This is a genomic window from Pontibacter burrus (assembly GCF_010686685.1).
GTDB lineage: Bacteria > Bacteroidota > Bacteroidia > Cytophagales > Hymenobacteraceae > Pontibacter > Pontibacter burrus.
The window spans coordinates 530,635-547,854 of record NZ_JAAGWD010000001.1 but is presented as its reverse complement, the minus strand read 5'-3'; the positions used below and the strand labels follow the sequence as shown (position 1 = coordinate 547,854).

The following is a 17,220-nucleotide window of genomic DNA, read 5'->3' as shown; positions in this document are numbered from 1 at the left end:
TGCATTGCGTTATACTTTGAAGCAAAAATCTATATACTTACTGCTCCTGCTGGTATCGGCTATAGTTGGTGCGTGCTCTGTGGAGCGTAACAACCCACTTAGTAAAACATATCACAACACTACCTCACGCTACAATGGCTACTTTCTGGCCAAGGAGAAAATGCGTGCCATAGAAGCGGCGCTGCAGAAGCAGATGGTTTATGATTACAACCAAGTAATCCCGATCTATCCAACTATAGATTCTACTACAGCCAAAGCTGCTGCCGCCGACCTGGAGGATGTTGTTAAAAAAGCGTCCTTCCCGATACAGTATCACAAAAACAGCAAATGGATAGACGACTGCTACATTCTGATTGGCCGTGCACGTTACTACCAGCTCGATTTTGCCGATGCAGCCCGCACCTTTAAATATGCTAATACAATAAGCAAGGATAAAGATGCCCGCCACGAAGCACTGGTATGGCTGATGCGCACTTACCTGCAAATGCAGGAGCTGGATAATGCGAACCAGGTATCAGAATTACTACGCCGCGAGCGCCTGAACAAAGACAATGCCCGCGAACTATACCTGGCCCGTGCCCAATACCACTGGATGCAGTCCGACACAGCTGCTGTGATCGAGAACCTGGCTCTATCTGTACCTAATTTCGAGGGGAAAGACGCCGAATCACGGGTTCGTTTTGCGCTTGCGCAACTATACCAGGCCAAGCAGGAGAATAAAGAAGCATATAAGCATTACAATAAAATTCTGCGCAGTAACCCACCTTACGACCTGGGCTTTTTCAGCAGGCTATATATTGGGCAAGTTTCGGAGCTGAGCGACGAACAGGACCAGGAGCGGATAGCTGGTTTTTATCAGCGCATGCTTAAAGATGAAAAGAATGTCGAGTACAAAGACAAGATCCTGTACGAGATGGCACAGTTCGAACTACGTAAGCAGAACTATGATAAAGCGCTGACCTACCTGCAGCAATCGTTAAAAGAACGCGGTACATTGCCAAACCAGCAAGCCTATAGTTACCTGTTGGCTGGCAGAATATATTTTGAGCATCTGGGCAAATACAACATGGCACAGGCTTATTACGACAGTGCCGTACAGGTGTATCCGCAGACTGCCCCCGAATACGAAGCCGTTGCCGAACGCCGCAACGTACTTACTGCATTTGCCACGCAGTATAACACCATTCAGACTCAGGACAGCTTACAGCGCATTGCCCGCATGAGCGAAGCCGACCGAATAGCTTTTTTGCAGCAATTAGTACAGCGCCAGGAAGAAGAAAGACAGCAGTTACTTGCACACCAGGAGGCACAGCAGGCACAAAACGAACGCCGCAGGTCCAGCATCAACACAAATGATGCACTGGCTTTTAACCAACAGACTACGGGTGGGGTGTGGTATTTCGATAACCCGGCTGCTATGGCAAGTGCCCGTTCCGAGTTTATCCGTCGTTGGGGCGACAGGCCTTTACAGGATTTCTGGCGCATACGCAGCAGGGGAGAAAGTAGCCAACAGGCACAGGAAACCCAACAGGAAACTATAGCGGCTACTCCAGATACAACTTTAACCGCCGAAGCCAGAGCAAAAGCGCAGATACAGGCCTATCTGCAGGAGATACCGCTGACTACAGCCGCTATACAGCGCTCTGAAAAAATGGTAGAAGAAGCCTTGTTTACCCTGGGCAATATCTATTACCAAAACCTGCATGAAAACGCAAAAGCAGCCGAAACTTTTGAGCAACTGCTACAGCGTTTCCCTAGCACTGAGCATGCAGCCGAGACTTACTATGCCCTCTATCTGATCTACGATAAGGCAAACGACAACCGGAAACAGGCATACTATAATAAAATAAAGCAGCAATTTCCGGGTTCTGCTTTTGCCCAGTTAGTTGATGACCCTGAGTTCAGCGTTAAAAATGCAGCCGAAAACGTAAAAGCACGCGCCTTATACGACTCTGCTTACACTTATTACGAAGCAGGAAACTATAAGCAAGCACAAACTATAGTTGACCAGGTAGTGAGCCAGTTCCCGCACAACGACATTCAGGACAAAGCGGCTTATCTGGAAATCATGATCACGGCGCGCACCAAAGAGCCGCAGGCGTTGCGTGCCCAGTTGGAGCAGTTCAGAAAAGAATTCCCGGCAAGCCCACTGCAGGCAAAAGCCAATGTGCTGCTGGAACGCTATAGTTCGCTGGAGCAACAAAACATGCTTCGCAAAGAGGCCCCAACTATAGAACCGCCAAAACCCAAAGCAGCAGCTCAGCTCCGGCCCGAAGATAAAGTTAGCACAGTTATTGCATCTACAGCACCTGTGCAACCAACAGCTACAACAACAACTACAAACACACAGTCAACAACTATAGATACTACAGCCACTGTAACAACACCTGCTCAAACTATAGCAGACACGACAGCCGCAACTATAGCTGAACCTGCAGAGGAGGCTCCGGTTGCCTATAGTACTGAGGTAGATACAGCTTATTATTTTGTATTGATTTACCCAACAGACCATGCCGCTTTTAAAGACATCGCTGCCAAATACGAGAAGTTTAACCTTAAATTTTACAGAGCACAACAGCTAACTGTATCAGAGGAATCTTTCGCCCCGGGTAAAACAATGCTGGTGGCGCGCTCCATAAATGACCAGAAGTTGGCAAACAGTTATAATACAAGACAAAAAGGGCCGGAAGCCCCGGTTGGTAGAATTAGAGGCGTAGAATTCACTACCTTTGTAATCTCTTCTGCCAACTATCAGAAATTCATGCAGAAGAAAGATGTTGAAGCATATCTGACTTTCTTCAAAAACAATTATTAAGAATACATGACTACGCGTCAAAAAACTGCTACACAACCAAAATCGGTGTTCCCGAAAGTGCTAACTTCCATCTGGTTGCTTTTTTTAGGTGGCTTTGCAGCCTTTATAGTTTACATCTGGGCTGTTAGTGCAAACTTCCTTAATCTTTTCGGGGAGATGCCAAACCTGCGCACCCTCGAAAACCCTAAAAGCGAACTGGCCTCGGAACTATACTCAGCCGACAATGTACAGCTGGGTAAGTATTTCCGTGAAAACCGCTCTCCAGTTGACTACGAGGACCTGCCGGATAACTTAGTTAATGCTTTATTGGCAACAGAAGATATCCGCTTTGAAGATCACTCCGGTATAGACCCGCAAGCTATGATGCGTGTGGCATCGGGCATTATTACAGGCGACCTGAAAGGTGGTGGTAGTACGCTTACCCAACAGGTGGCTAAAAACCTGTTTAATACCCGTAGCGAAGAATTGAATAACGGTGTTCTGAATGGCGTGCCGGGAATTGGTATGCTCATCCTGAAAACTAAAGAGTGGATTATGGCCGTGAAGTTGGAGCGCAGTTACACAAAGCGCGAGATCATGACCATGTACCTTAACACTGTAGACTTTGGTTCAAATGCTTTTGGTATTAAGGTAGCAGCCCGCACCTTCTTTAACAAAGCTCCTCATGACCTGGAAGTGCAGGAGTCGGCGGTGCTGGTTGGTTTATTAAAAGCGCCAACAGCTTTCAGCCCGAAATTTAACCCTGAAAACTCCAAGCGACGCCGTAATGTAGTGCTCTCGCAAATGGTTAAGTATGGCTTTTTAGAGGAAAACGCTTATAACCAACTAAAAGAGCAGGACATTAAACTTGATTACCGTGTAGAGAACCAAAACATCGGCTTAGCCCCTTATTTCCGTACCGAAGCAAGTAAGTTTCTGCTGAAATGGTGCCGCGAAAACGGGTACGACCTCTATGCTGATGGTCTGAAGATCTATACAACTATAGATTCCAGGATGCAGAAGCATGCCGAGCAGGCTGTAGCTGAACACATGAAGGCCCAGCAGAAGCTGTTTTTCGAGCACTGGAAAGGCCGCAACCCGTGGGTAGACCGTAACAACCAGGAAATAAAAGGCTATGTGGAGCAGGCTATTAAGCGCTCTGACCGCTACAGAAACCTGCAGAGACGATTTGATGGCAACGAGGATTCCATCAATTTCTATTTGAACAAAAAAATACCGATGACCATTTTTACGTGGGAAGGCGAAAAGCAGGTAGAAATGAGCCCGATTGACTCGATGAAGTACTATAAACACTTCCTACAGACAGGCTTTATGGCGATGGAACCACAAACGGGCCATATTAAGGCATGGGTTGGCGGTATCAACTATAAGCATTTTAAATACGACCACGTAAAGCAGGGTGCGCGTCAGCCTGGCTCAACATTTAAGCCGTTCCTTTACACCGCTGCTATCGAGAACGGCTATTACCCTTGCTACGAAGTAATAGATACGCAAATGTGTATCCCACTGCCAGATGGTAATATGTGGTGTCCTAATAACGCGAACAACAAATACTCAGGTCAGAAATATACCCTACGTAAGGCCCTTGCTGAATCTGTTAACTCTATTTCGGCTTTCCTTGTAAATAAACTGGGCCCCGAAACGCTGGTTAAAACTGCTAAACGTTTAGGCATCAGTACTCCGCTTGACCCTACACCTTCGCTGGCATTGGGTGTAAGTGATGTTACCCTTTTTGATATGGTTGGCGCTTATGGTACATTCGTAAACAGCGGTACCTGGGTGGAGCCTAACTATATTACCCGCATCGAAGACAAGCATGGCAACGTGCTTTACACGCCTGTACCAAATACGGTAGATGCCCTGAGCGAAGAAACAGCCTATATGATGGTACACATGCTGAAAGCAGCTGCTGAGCCTGGCGGTACATCATACTATGGCCTGCGTCACCGCAATGGCCTGAAAAACGAGATTGGTGCAAAAACCGGTACAACTCAGAACTACTCTGATGCCTGGTTTATGGGTGTAACTCCTGACCTGGTATGTGGTACCTGGGTTGGGGGCGAAGATCGTTCCATCCACTTCAGAACTATAGCGCTGGGTCAGGGTGGCAGGCTTGCCATGCCAATTTATGGCGCCTTTATGCAGAAAGTATATGCCGATAAATCGCTGGATGTGTCTAAAGATCCTTTCCCTAAACCTTTAGCGCCTTTATCTGTAGAATTAGATTGCGCAAAGTATAACAGTGGCGGTATACCGATTGATTCTACCCAACAGGATGAATTCCTTCGTTTGCCAACTGAAATTAACCTTGACGCAGAGATCTAATTTGCGCTGAAATGCCCGCGAACGAAAAGCTGAAAGAAAAGATATCGCATCTGCCGCATAAGCCCGGCATCTATAAATTTTTTGACGACAACGGTATTATCTATGTTGGCAAAGCAGTTGATATAAGAAAGCGTGTGAGCTCTTATTTCAACCGCTCTGCCCAGCATAATAAAAAAACGCTTAAACTTGTTTCCCAGATCAAGGAAATCGAGTTTACTATAGTTGATACTGAAGCAGATGCCTTCCTGCTGGAGAATAACCTGATCAAACAGTATCAGCCCAAGTATAACATCCTGCTGAAAGATGGTAAGACGTATCCTTACATCTGCATAATTAATGAGCGCTTTCCGCGTGTAATCAGTACGCGCAATAAGATCAACGATGGCTCACGCTACTTTGGTCCTTACCCGAGTGGCACTACCATGCATGTGGTTCTGGATCTTATCCGGACGCTGTATCCATTACGAACCTGTACCTACAATCTATCTCCTGCCAATATTGAGGCTGGAAAATTTAAGGTATGCCTGGAGTATCATATAGGCAACTGCAAAGGCCCCTGCGAAGGTTTGGTAGATGAAACGGAATACAACCAGCATATTTCGCAGATCAGAAACATACTCTCCGGCAACCTAACTATAGCTAAAAACTATTTCAAAGAGCAAATGGCTGCTGCAGCGGCAGAGTTTCAGTTCGAACTGGCCCATCAGTATAAGCAAAAGCTGGACATGCTCGAGGATTTCCAGGCTAAGTCTACAGTAGTAAGCAATACGCTTTCTAACATTGATGTCTTTACGATTACCTCTAATGAGCAGTGTGCTTTCCTGAACTACCTGAAGGTAATGAACGGCTCTATTATCCTAACACAATCCCTTGAGGTAGAAAAGAAGCTGGATGAAGACGACGCTGACATTTTAGCTTCTGTTATAGTACAGTTGCGCCAGGAGTTCGAAAGCACTTCACGCGAAGTGATTACCAACATAGAAGTTACGCTGCCACTCGATAACATTGCTGTTACTTACCCACAGATAGGAGATAAACGAAAGTTACTCAACCTCTCGCTCAAAAATGCCATGTACCTGCGTAAGGAACGAGAAGGAAGACAGGAAAAGAATCGGGATCTGAATGAAAAGCGTGAGCTCAGGGTACTGGAAACACTTAAAAAAGACTTACGCCTCACTGAGCTACCCCGTCACATTGAGTGTTTTGATAACTCCAACTTCCAGGGTGATAACCCGGTTGCTTCTATGGTATGTTTTAAGAATGGCAAACCAAGTAAAAAAGATTATCGCCATTTTAATATAAAAACCGTTGTCGGCCCACACGACTTTGAGTCGATGTATGAGATTGTTACCCGTCGCTACAAACGCTTACTGGAAGAGAACCAGCCATTGCCTCAGCTTATAGTTATAGATGGCGGTAAAGGACAATTGAGTTTTGCAGTACAGGCGCTTAAGGATCTTGATCTTTGGGGCAAAATGGCTATAGTTGGTATTGCCAAACGACTGGAAGAAATCTTCTACCCTGGCGACAAACTTCCGCTTTATATTGATAAAAAGTCTGAGTCCCTGAAACTGATCCAGCGCATACGCAATGAGGCGCACCGTTTTGCTATCACGTTTCACCGAAGTAAACGCGATGCAGGTACGCTTAAAACCGAACTTACTGATATCAAAGGAATAGGCCCTGTCATTGCTGAACGTCTGTTAGCTAAGTACAGGTCCGTCAAAAAGCTGCGTGACCTAACTATAGATGAACTGACCGAAGAAGTGGGTAAGGCTAAAGCCACTATACTTTACGATTTCCTCCACTCTGAGCAACTATAGGTTATCGCTATTACAGTTTATAGTTGATGTAAAAGCCTTAAAATAAAAAAGGAGACCAAATTACTGGTCTCCTTTTTTATTTTAAGCTGAGTAGCTATTAGTAGCTCCACAAGCTGTATTCATATTCTATCAGCGCTTCCAGTGCTTCCTGAGCTGCTAACAGGCCTTTCGCACCTGCGCCATGCATATCAGCTAAAGCTCTGTCGCCTGGGTTAGATATCTTTGTAATGTATGAGCTGAACAGCCATAAATCGAAAGCATCTGCCAGGTTTTTATGCTGGGCATTGTTTTGTGCGTTATACCAGATAGCAGTTTCCGGATTGTTACGGAATACGCGTACCAGATCACTCATTTTAAACGATGCCAGTGTATTTTCTATGCCAAGTTCATTTGAAGTAGCAGGTATTTTGATCGTGATCGTCTGAATGTCATGATACATTCTGGAACGTTTCTTATCAAATACCACATCCTCTTTCAGTTCGAGCAGGTATAGTTCCTTTGCGAAATACTCGTTTGTTGCAGGTCCTGCATTCGCATTGGCATTATTTCCACCAAGCGCTGCGCCCCATGCACTCTCCTCCTCTTTTTGGTTTCCGAAACCAGCTGCAATTTCTTCCTCGCTCAAACCTGAAGCAGCTTCCTGCTTGGTCATGTTCGAAGCAAATTCTTCGCGGGTTAAGGGCTTGCTTACTGAATCATTTGCATAGGCTGTCAGCTCTCCGCTTTTTACAGCATCCATAATGATTTTAGTAATTTCCCTGTTTTCAGAAAACATCGGCCTGTTCTGCTTTTCGCGCAGGTCTATCTTGCGCCATACTGTTTTCCTGAACAATACATCATGTTCCGGAATTGGTCTGGCGGATGGACTGCTGGTAGCAGTGGTAGATACCTGCTGCGCCATCGCATTCATGCCCAGGAAAATGCCTGCTGCTATACCTAATGCTTTTACTACTTTCATATTCCTTGTAAGCTTCAAAAATTAATTCAGTGGAATGGTCCAGTTGGTTTCACCACTTACGTTGATATCTTCCACGCTTCCTTTGTAGTTCAGACGTTTTACATCCAGAACTTCAATTACTACACGGTCGCCTTTGCTGGCTTTCTGTGCAAATCGCGAAAGGTTCTCTGATGGCCCATTCACTTCTATCTGATCAATTGGGTTTACACCACGTACCAGGTAAGCTTTCCACTTTGTAACTCTGAAACGTGCTTCGTTAGGTAATAATTGTTTAAAACCTTCATCTGCAATCGCTTCAATGTTAACCTGTCTGATTGCCTGAGCTGGCAGACCACGTCTAACATCCAGCGGACGTCCATTTACTAACGGTGTAAGCGTAGGCTTTGGTATCGGACGAACCTTAAATGTTTCAGTGCCAATTGCGTTTCCGTTGCTGCTTACAGTAAGCTTAACTTCTGTTGAACTAGGAATTACTGTTACCAGGCCTTTTTTAGCGCCCTTTACAGCTTGTCCACCTGTTGCGTTAAAGCTCGGGTCGTAAGTAGCACCCAGTGCTGGCACCTGTATGTTCAGCTCATTTGCACATCTGAAGTATAAGGCCTGTACAGCAGCAGACTGAACCTGAATGACAGGCTTAGCTACGATGTACTCTTCTTCTACTACATAAGTAGTATCCTTGCCTTTTTGTCTGATGGTGATTTCGCCTTTCCAAGTTTGCTTTGAGTTACCTTCAGCATCATAGTTTGTAGCAGATGCAACGAACTCGACCTGTCCTTTACCATCAACTACTTTCAGTGGTTGACCTCTGTAACGCATTTCTGGTTTAATAGACTCAGAAGAAGCTGCAATAAACAGGTCTGCCTTGTACTTAGTACCAGCTGCTACAGTTTTGGATTCAGCACGTGCCATTGCAAAGATCTGATCTACTACAATTTTCTCTGCACCTACTTCATTCGCCAGCTTCTGTAAAGCATCAGCTTCATATTTCAGTATCTCGCTTTCTTTCTGCGACAGAACAGCCAGTGCTGCTACAAGTGGCGTATTTTCAAAATTTAGCTCTGCAAAGTCTTTGTTACGCTGTGTTTTATCGTTTTTCGCAACAGGATCTTCTTTGCCATCATTTGCCAGTGTTGCCGGCATAGTTGGGTTAAAGCCCTTCAGGAACTTTGCATATTCGTTAAGCTTATCCTTCAGCTCGTATGCAGCACCATTATTTTTATTGGCTGCACCAATCATAATAATAGCTACTTTATCCTCTGCATTCGGGTTAGCATACTGATTCGGATCATCTGGGTTTACTCCACCAGTTTCATTCACTAATTTCTCGCGCAAACCACGGATATAGCTAACCATTTCAGATGTCTTCTGTCTAACCTGCTGCGCACTTGTAAGAACCTGCTTGTCTTTAGCAGTTTCACCCATTTCTTTTACAGCAGCATTTATGCTGTTCAGAACTCCGGTATTATCCGTAACTGTTTTATCATTTACCCCCATCAAACTTTGATCGAGGAATTGAAATTTCATCAGGATAGCCGAGTTCACTTGTAGGGCCAGAAGTGCGGTCAGTACCAGGTACATCATACCGATCATCTTCTGCCTAGGTGTCTCTTTTCCTCCAGCCATTTTTTACCTTATTTAACTGTTGTTTTCGTTTTTGAATTAGAACAATAAGTAAGGCCTGACTAGCCTCTCATAGCAGTAAGCATGTTTCCGTACACTGTGTTAAGTGAGTGTAGGTTCTGTGTAAGCTTAGAAACTTCCTGCTTGAATTGTTCTGTATCCTTGCTGGCATCAGTTAAATTCTCCATCGCCATGCTCAGGTTACCATAGAATTTGTTCATGGCCTTCAGGTGGTTGTTAGCATCCTGTAGTTCCATTTCATACACTGCGTTTAGTGCACCAAGATTCTTGGTCATACCCTGGATCTGCTGGTGATACTCTTTGGCATCAACTGTAGAGCCAGCCATCTGTGCAAGGGCTTCAGAAGTAGTTGCATAAGCTACGTTCATTTTGTCTAATGAACCTGTAACTTCCTGTACTTTTAAAGTATAGTCCGATGTAGCTGAAGCAGCATGGCTTACATCGGCAAGCTGCGCGGCTGTATCGCTTAATCTGTTAAGACCTAAACCTAAAGAATTAATAGTTTCTGGCGTAATGTTTGCATCAAGCAGCATATCATCCAGTTTGCGGGTAAGACCATTGCCACCCGAAGCAGCTGTAGTTGCTGGTAATATAGCATCTCCGCTGTAGTCATCAGCAAGTTGTGGATATACTCTTGCCCAGTCCGGATCGTGCGGTTGTGGCTGGAAAGCACTCAGAGCAAAGATGATTGCCTCTGTTCCAAGACCAGCAATAAGCATAACGTCAGCACCTGGCCAGTGCTGGATTTTGAAAAGTGCACCAATAATTACGACAGCAGCGCCAAGACCGTATACTTTCGGCATCAGCACGTCGTATATGAAGCTGCGTTCCTTCTTGTTACTCATTTTGTTTTCTAAATTAAAGTGTGAACGATTGTGTTTGGGTTTTGTGGAGTATTAATAAAATAGGGGATGTTCTTATCTGAATTCTCTTCCTGATGATCTGCCGATGTAAACCATCGCATTACGGAAGCCAATATATGATCTGGAAGAGTCTTGGTATTCGAAGTTACGGGTACCTGTCTCCAGGAAGTAAGCGATATCTTTCCATGAACCACCACGAACCACTTTTCTGGTTTCAAGGCCAGCCGGATCTCTGTAAACAGGGTTCAGGTCCCAAGTAATTGGCACGTAGGCATCAGCATAGTCGTCTTCGCACCATTCGGCAACGTTACCAGCCATATCATACAAGCCAAAGTCGTTCGGGAAGTATTGTGCTACCGGTGCAGTGTAAGAGAAGCCATCGCTATAGTAGTCGCCACGGCCAGGCTTGAAGTTTGCCAGCAAGCAACCTTTCGCATTACGCAGGTAAGGGCCACCCCAAGGATAAACAGTTACATCACGTCCACCGCGGGCTGCATATTCCCACTCCGCTTCTGAAGGCAATCTAAAGCTTGGCATAGGAGCCATCCCTTCTTCAGCATTTGCCTGGTTTTTCAGTTTTGAGCGCCAGTCAGAGAAATACCTTGCTGCAAACCAGTCTACGCCTACCACCGGATAGTCATCAAATGCCGGATGCGAGTAATAGTATTCCATTAGTGGATCCCCCATGTGATAAGAGAAGTCTCGTACCCAAACAGTAGTATCAGGATAAAGGGTTTCCATCACCCAGGCTTCGCCAAGAATATCCAGAGAGTCCTGCATGATTGCCTCCATAAACTGGCGGTATTCATTATTTGTGATCTCTGTCTCATCCATATAGAAGGCTCCAATAGTAACCTGCTTGTTCAGGTTAGCCATTGTTGCGGCTATATCTTCATCGGCCTGGCCCATATGAAAGGTACCTCCCGGGCACGCAACCATACCATAAGGGATCTGCTGTGCATTATAGTCCGGACGGTCCTGCGAGCCTATCAGGTCTCCTTGTGGTCTGTTTCTCAAACCGCATCCTGCAAGCAGCAGCACCGCCAGAGCAAAGGAAGACAGCTTAAATAGTTTGTTCATGATCACTCTTAAAAAAGGTAAAATTTTTAGCAAAGTATTCTTGGCACATTTTCACTGGTGTAGCAAATATATATTGTTTAGTACCAAATAAACAAACATTTACTTGCTACACTTATTTATTATTTTTGAACGGCTTTATTAAGGGATTATTTTACAGATAGATCACTATTTTTTTCTGTATTATTTCATGAATTGCACTTTTAAGCTATATAAGCTTTTTCATGTATTTGACGGTTATCTGCTGAAGTTATATCGCGGCGTTCTTACTGGTGGCTTAAAGCGCACTGCAGGCTCGGGCAGCCTGTAAGAAAGCATCACTTCATGTGATGTTGGCGCTTTGGCCACTTTATCAAATACTGTAAAATCAAATGCGTATCCTACTCTTAATGAATTATCTGTGAATAAACCCATCCCAACAAGCGCACCAACAGCTTCCTGATGACGGTAGTTCACTCCGGCCCAATATTTTTCGCTATAGGTTACCTTAGCACCTGCATCAAACGAAAAAGTCTCTGTATCGTGCTTCACCAAGGCCATCGGTGTAAGTACAAACTCACGGGTAAGTGGCAAATGGTAACCTGCCGTCACGTAAATATGATTCTCGCTCAGCACATTTCCCTTCTTATCGTCTCCTACACCGTCCTGCTGGTTTGCAAACTCATACTCCGAATGCAGCAGGTTTGTTACCCCTCCGCCGGCATAAAATGTTTGCGATTCATACCAAATCCCAGCTCCCAGGTCATATTTTGAGTCCGAACTGTTGTATGGCACGCTCGGGTCGTTATCATCAATTGCTCTGTAGCTACCTTTCTTGATATTGTTCACATTCCCCTGTATACCCAAACCAAGTTTCGCTTCACCAACAGGTATATGAAAAGAGTAGGAAAGGGCAGCAGTAGTATAGGTAGTATTCGCAATTTTATCGCGCATCAAAGTCAGTCCTACACCTCCGCGTAGCAGTCTGACAGGAGTGTGCGCTGTAAGCAGTAACGTTTGTGGCGCCCCTCCATCGTCAAAAGTAGCATTATAGCCCAGCCACTGGTAACGAAAAATACTCATTACCTCGGGGCGGTTTGTAATGCCGGCATAAGCAGGGCTCAGCTGCATTCCATTAAAACTATAATGGGTAAATTGCGGCTGTTGCTGCGCTTGTGCCTTATAGCCAAAAACGAGCAACAACAGTATACACAAGGGTAGAAGCTTTTTCATAGGCAACCGCAACAATGCCGAGGTAAGGAATTTGTAGAAGTATATGGAATTAAATATACTACTTATACACTAAAACGCAAAAACAAGGAAATTAGTACTCCCTTATCTTTGCGTTTAGTATTATGGATTTCCTAAATAAAAGTTGCAGCAGAAACGCTTTTTTTACTTCTGCTTCTGATTTTGAATATAAACTTCTATTGCCCCTGTCATAGAAGGTGCGTTTGGCATTGGCGCCTCGATGTCCAGTTCTAATCCGGCATCGCGTACGGCTTTGGCTGTGGTAGGGCCAAATGCAGCTATACGGGTGTTATTCTGTTTAAAATCCGGGAAGTTTGCGAACAAAGATGTAATACCAGACGGGCTGAAAAATGCCAGGCAGTCGTATGTTACATCATCCAGATCCGAAAGGTCAGCCGCTACAGTTTTGTAGATAATCGCTTCTGTGAATTTGATCTTGTTGGCAGCCATAAAAGCCGGAATATCGTCTTTGCGGATGTTAGAGCATGGGAACAGGAATTTCTCATTCTTATGCTTCTTAATCACCTCAAAAAGATCCTTCGCTGTTTTTTCGCCTACAAAAAGCTTACGCTTGCGCAGCACAATATACTTCTGCAGATAATAAGCTGTCTGATCAGAAATACAGAAGTACTTCATATCAGCAGGCATTTCTATCTTGCTCTCCTGGCAGATTCTAAAGAAGTGGTCTACAGCGTTACGGCTCGTAAAAATAATTGCGGTGTGCGACAGGATATCCACCTTATCTTTTCTGAACTCCTTAAATGGCACCGGCTCTACTTCAATAAATGCTCTGAAGTCTACTTTAATGCCATACTTTTCAGCTATCGTAACATAAGGAGAGTTGTCAGTGGTAGGCTGCGGCTGTGTTACCAGTATACTTTTAATAGGTACTTTGTGTCTTTCAGGATTCGCGCTCCCTTTTGCTTTGCTCTCAACCATATATGCGGTTCTTAATGTATCACTTCTGACACCGCTGCAATACCAAGAATTTGTGTTTTTAAAAGTTAAACACAATCAATTTAAGTATTATTGCCAGCGGAATAACTTCTGTGGCGCAAAGGTATGAAAATAAATGCAGATTTTGTACAGGAGCTTTCGTATTTACTGTTGCAAAAACACGTACAATCGTGATTCCTAACAATAATGCAACCGCCAAATTAGAAATTAAAAGTATAATACCGGGCATACTGGCATTAAATGCAAGGTAAATCAACACAATCACTGGCATAAAAATACCCAGAAAAAGTATAGTTCTCACAAACTCTTGGTACTGCAGCTGCACAATATCTTCCAATCCAAAAATAAATCCCATCATTTTGAGGAAAAGGTATTTTAGCAGGATGAAAGAAAAGATAAGGACCGTATAGAACAAAATTCTGGTGGTTATGTCGGCTGTTGAAACAGGGAAAAACTGATTAAGTAACTGCACATACTGCACGCCTGTATGGATTGCGGCAATCAGCAGCGATAATGACAGCGAAAATACAAGCACGAACAAAATACTTGACCATGAGCTGATTGGCTTAGCCAGAAACCCTTCCTGCAACGAGCTAACCCTGAAAAAGGAACTAAGATTAAAGAGACTACTGAAATCACCAGGATAATTGCTTCTCAGGCTGCCATACAGCAATCCTATCAGTAACATGAAAATGGTAAAAGCATTCAGGTTAATAGTTTCCCTTGCATGGATTTTATAAGCTATCTGCCCATCCTGTTGCTGTTGTAATTGGTTTACCGGCTCGGCGCTTCTAAAGGCTGATACAACAGGCGGCTGCTCCGGATGCCAAACTGTCAGCAGGTACTTACCATCCACTGGTACCAGGCCGCGCACATAATCTGACAGGTTAAGCCTGTAAGAAGCTGTTGAATCTGCTACAAACAGCAGCTTATTGTTCAGGAACAGACAAAGGCCCTTCTGCACAGTAAAAGAGAGCGGGAAGGGAGTATCGGGAGAAATACGCACCCATTGGTGCACTGCATGATGTTCGGACTCAGCGCCGGCAACGTATGGCATTAATTGGGTAGTACCACTCTTATATACCAACCAGTCGCCTGTAAGCGCGTTTTCAGGATCCAGGGGCAGTTCTTGTGCACAAACCGGGCGCAAAGGGGCCAGGCAAAAGATTACGACACCAATAAACCACAGATATAATTTAAACTTTGGAAACACGCTGCGCAAATCTGGATTTAAATACCCCAAGAAAAATACTGAAGATTACAGAAAATACCAGCATCACGATTAGCAGGTATAGATTGCCCCATGAACTGAAGCTTACTACAAACAGAATAACAACAATATTAACTGCAGCCAACGCAAGCACAGTACCAATCTGACTAAAACCTATAGCTAACAACCGGTGGTGCACATGGTTTTTATCCGGTATAAACGGCGACTTGCCGCTAAAAATACGAATCGCAAATACACGGACCGTATCAAAAACCGGCACGAATAATATACCGATGGCCACTGAAGGTGCAGCCGGAACTTGCCGCATTTCAATAAACTGAATGGCTAAGACTGAAATAATAAAGCCGCAAAGAAGGGAGCCTGTATCTCCCATAAAGATTGTTGCTTTATGAAAGTTATACCGCAAAAAGCCCAGCACTCCCCCCACCAGGCAAAAGGCCACAGCCGCATAGTTTGCATAGCCGGCTCCGCCATATAGCTGAAAGTAGACCCCAAAGGTAGCACAAGCAATGATTACAAGTGCACCAGCCAAGCCATCCAATCCATCAATCAGGTTTATGGAGTTGGTAATACCGATTATCACAAAAAAGGTGAAAAAGTAGCTTACGCCTACCTCCAGTTCTCCTATTCCGAAAATACCCTGAAAGCTGGTAATGCGAATATCGGCAATAAACATAACAATGCCGGTTGCCAGTAACTGAACAGCAAACTTCTTTAAAGCTGAAATAGCAATCAGGTCGTCTTTAAGCCCGATAAAGAACAGGATAACACAACCAGCCAGAAGTTGCTGCACGCCATTGTTCAGGTCAGCAAAAATGGTGAGTGCCGACATGAAACCGGCGAACATAGCCAGCCCACCTAACCGTGGAGTTAGCGCCTCGTGTACTGTCCGGAAGTTTGGCTGATCGAGTATATTTTTAAGGTGGGCCACCCGAATGATAGATGGTACCGCAAATATGGCGATCAGGAAAGACCAGGCAAAAGATAGTACCAGATGTATAACTTTCTGCTCCATAGGGCTGCTTTGCAGATGCTGACAGGTTTTAACGTTCCGGCCGACTATAAATTGCCGTTAAATACTACCTTAAATATCTTTTATAGTTTGAATCAGAAACTAATCAGGAGTGTAGAACACCCTGCATGTTCAGCATACTGATTTCTATCAGGTTATCCTGTGTAATGGAATCCGGCACAAAAATAAATTTCTTGTCGAATATCTGGCGATCAATGTAATAGCTTACCCAGTACTCGTTATTTATATGGAAGATTGCCGGGTCAATGGGTTCTATCTGCACAAAGCTTTTGGCATCAATATACTCAAACATATGCCGAAGCACAGATGTCTTTACCTCCTGACCGTCTATAGTTCCGTAACCTTTTGAGGCAACCAGCACATTCTCGATCGGGTGAGGATTATTATTAATCAGGTAAACGCTCCAGGCATCTACTCCCGATTCGTTAGGCGTAGTTGCCACCGCCACCGAAATCCCTTCTACCGTACCAAAATCAATGTCTTTCTTCATGAGCAGCAGTTATAATATCAGCATCAAACAAGTGGGCCAAGTGTTTCAACAGTATTTCTTCTACCTCAACTTGTGATACTTCGCGGCCAACTTCCTGCGCCAGCGACGTCACCTTTTTATCATTGATGCCACAAGGCACAATATTACTAAAATAATTCAGGTCTGTATTTATATTGAAAGCAAAACCGTGCATCGTTACCCAACGGCTGCATTTTACACCCATGGCACAGATCTTGCGCGGGTCTTTCTGCTCGATGTGGTCGAGCCACACGCCGGTTAACCCCTGTATGCGTCCGGCTGTAATGCCATATTCTTCAAGCGTAAGTATCACGGCCTCTTCCAGAAAGCGCAGGTATTTGTGTATGTCTGTGAAGAAGTTATCCAGATCTAGGATAGGATAGCCCACAATCTGCCCCGGGCCATGATAAGTGATATCGCCACCCCGGTTTATTTTGTAAAAAGTAGCGCCTTTCTCTTTCAACCCCTGTTCATCTATCAGCAAGTTTTCTTCGTGGCCGCTTTTTCCCAACGTGTACACATGCGGATGTGAGCAGAACAACAGGTAATTTGGTGTTTGCTTTTGGGCATCTTCCGGCAAGTTACGGTTCTGTGATTTTAAGTCAAGAATTCCGGTAAAAAGCTTGTCCTGGTAGTCCCAGGCTTCTTTATAATCGATCAGCCCTAAACGTTGGAACTGTATTTCTTTGTTTTGTAACACGACGCTATAGTTATTTATAGTTGCGAAACTGCACGCTAAGCACTAATGCCATCAGGACT

13 protein-coding genes are annotated in these 17,220 nt (G+C 44.5%); 3 read left to right on the top strand and 10 right to left on the bottom strand.

Translation table 11 applies throughout. The features are described from left to right. Positions 1–16: 16 nt before the first annotated feature. From porW to uvrC, 3 genes are read left to right on the top strand one after another with little or no spacing between them, the layout of a single operon-like run. Positions 17–2,815 carry a type IX secretion system periplasmic lipoprotein PorW/SprE gene (porW, locus tag GXP69_RS02500; protein ID WP_163911955.1) on the top strand — a complete coding sequence of 933 codons (2,799 nt, stop codon included), beginning with the start codon at positions 17–19 and terminating at the stop codon, positions 2,813–2,815. A 6-nt stretch (positions 2,816–2,821) separates the two neighbouring features. After that, a complete protein-coding gene (locus GXP69_RS02495; protein ID WP_204281885.1) occupies positions 2,822–5,140 on the top strand; it encodes a penicillin-binding protein 1A in 2,319 nt (772 codons plus the stop codon). 11 nt (positions 5,141–5,151) lie between these two features. Beyond that, positions 5,152–6,963: an excinuclease ABC subunit UvrC gene (uvrC, locus tag GXP69_RS02490; RefSeq protein WP_163911952.1), complete on the top strand. Its 1,812-nt coding sequence runs from the start codon at positions 5,152–5,154 to the stop codon at positions 6,961–6,963. Between the two features lie 97 nt (positions 6,964–7,060). Here uvrC and porN read toward each other — a convergent pair whose 3' ends face one another. From porN to lipB, 10 genes are all read right to left on the bottom strand, one after another. Then, the gene (gene porN / locus GXP69_RS02485; protein WP_163911950.1) at positions 7,061–7,921 is read right to left on the bottom strand and encodes a type IX secretion system ring subunit PorN/GldN; all 861 of its coding nucleotides are present in this window, start codon (positions 7,919–7,921) and stop codon (positions 7,061–7,063) included. A 21-nt stretch (positions 7,922–7,942) separates the two neighbouring features. Then, positions 7,943–9,544, bottom strand: a complete 1,602-nt coding sequence (gene porM, locus GXP69_RS02480; RefSeq protein WP_163911947.1) for a type IX secretion system motor protein PorM/GldM — start codon at positions 9,542–9,544, stop codon at positions 7,943–7,945. A gap of 59 nt (positions 9,545–9,603) precedes the next feature. After that, on the bottom strand, positions 9,604–10,407 hold the full coding sequence (gene porL, locus GXP69_RS02475; RefSeq protein WP_163911944.1) for a type IX secretion system motor protein PorL/GldL: 804 nt from the start codon (positions 10,405–10,407) through the stop codon (positions 9,604–9,606). A 72-nt stretch (positions 10,408–10,479) separates the two neighbouring features. Further along, on the bottom strand, positions 10,480–11,505 hold the full coding sequence (porK, locus tag GXP69_RS02470) for a T9SS ring complex lipoprotein PorK/GldK (RefSeq protein WP_163911941.1): 1,026 nt from the start codon (positions 11,503–11,505) through the stop codon (positions 10,480–10,482). A 234-nt stretch (positions 11,506–11,739) separates the two neighbouring features. Then, the gene (locus tag GXP69_RS02465) at positions 11,740–12,714 is read right to left on the bottom strand and encodes a PorP/SprF family type IX secretion system membrane protein (protein WP_163911939.1); all 975 of its coding nucleotides are present in this window, start codon (positions 12,712–12,714) and stop codon (positions 11,740–11,742) included. Positions 12,715–12,876: 162 nt separating this feature from the next. Then, positions 12,877–13,671: a uroporphyrinogen-III synthase gene (locus tag GXP69_RS02460; RefSeq protein WP_163911936.1), complete on the bottom strand. Its 795-nt coding sequence runs from the start codon at positions 13,669–13,671 to the stop codon at positions 12,877–12,879. A 58-nt stretch (positions 13,672–13,729) separates the two neighbouring features. Then, complete coding sequence (locus GXP69_RS02455) at positions 13,730–14,839, bottom strand: DUF4271 domain-containing protein (protein WP_235925533.1); 1,110 nt, start codon at positions 14,837–14,839, stop codon at positions 13,730–13,732. Between the two features lie 46 nt (positions 14,840–14,885). After that, positions 14,886–15,935 carry an MraY family glycosyltransferase gene (locus GXP69_RS02450; RefSeq protein WP_204281884.1) on the bottom strand — a complete coding sequence of 350 codons (1,050 nt, stop codon included), beginning with the start codon at positions 15,933–15,935 and terminating at the stop codon, positions 14,886–14,888. Between the two features lie 103 nt (positions 15,936–16,038). After that, complete coding sequence (locus GXP69_RS02445; RefSeq protein WP_163911933.1) at positions 16,039–16,443, bottom strand: hypothetical protein; 405 nt, start codon at positions 16,441–16,443, stop codon at positions 16,039–16,041. Continuing rightward, on the bottom strand, positions 16,427–17,161 hold the full coding sequence (lipB, locus tag GXP69_RS02440; RefSeq protein WP_163911931.1) for a lipoyl(octanoyl) transferase LipB: 735 nt from the start codon (positions 17,159–17,161) through the stop codon (positions 16,427–16,429). Before lipB ends, GXP69_RS02445 begins: the two co-directional genes overlap by 17 nt. Positions 17,162–17,220 lie beyond the last annotated feature (59 nt).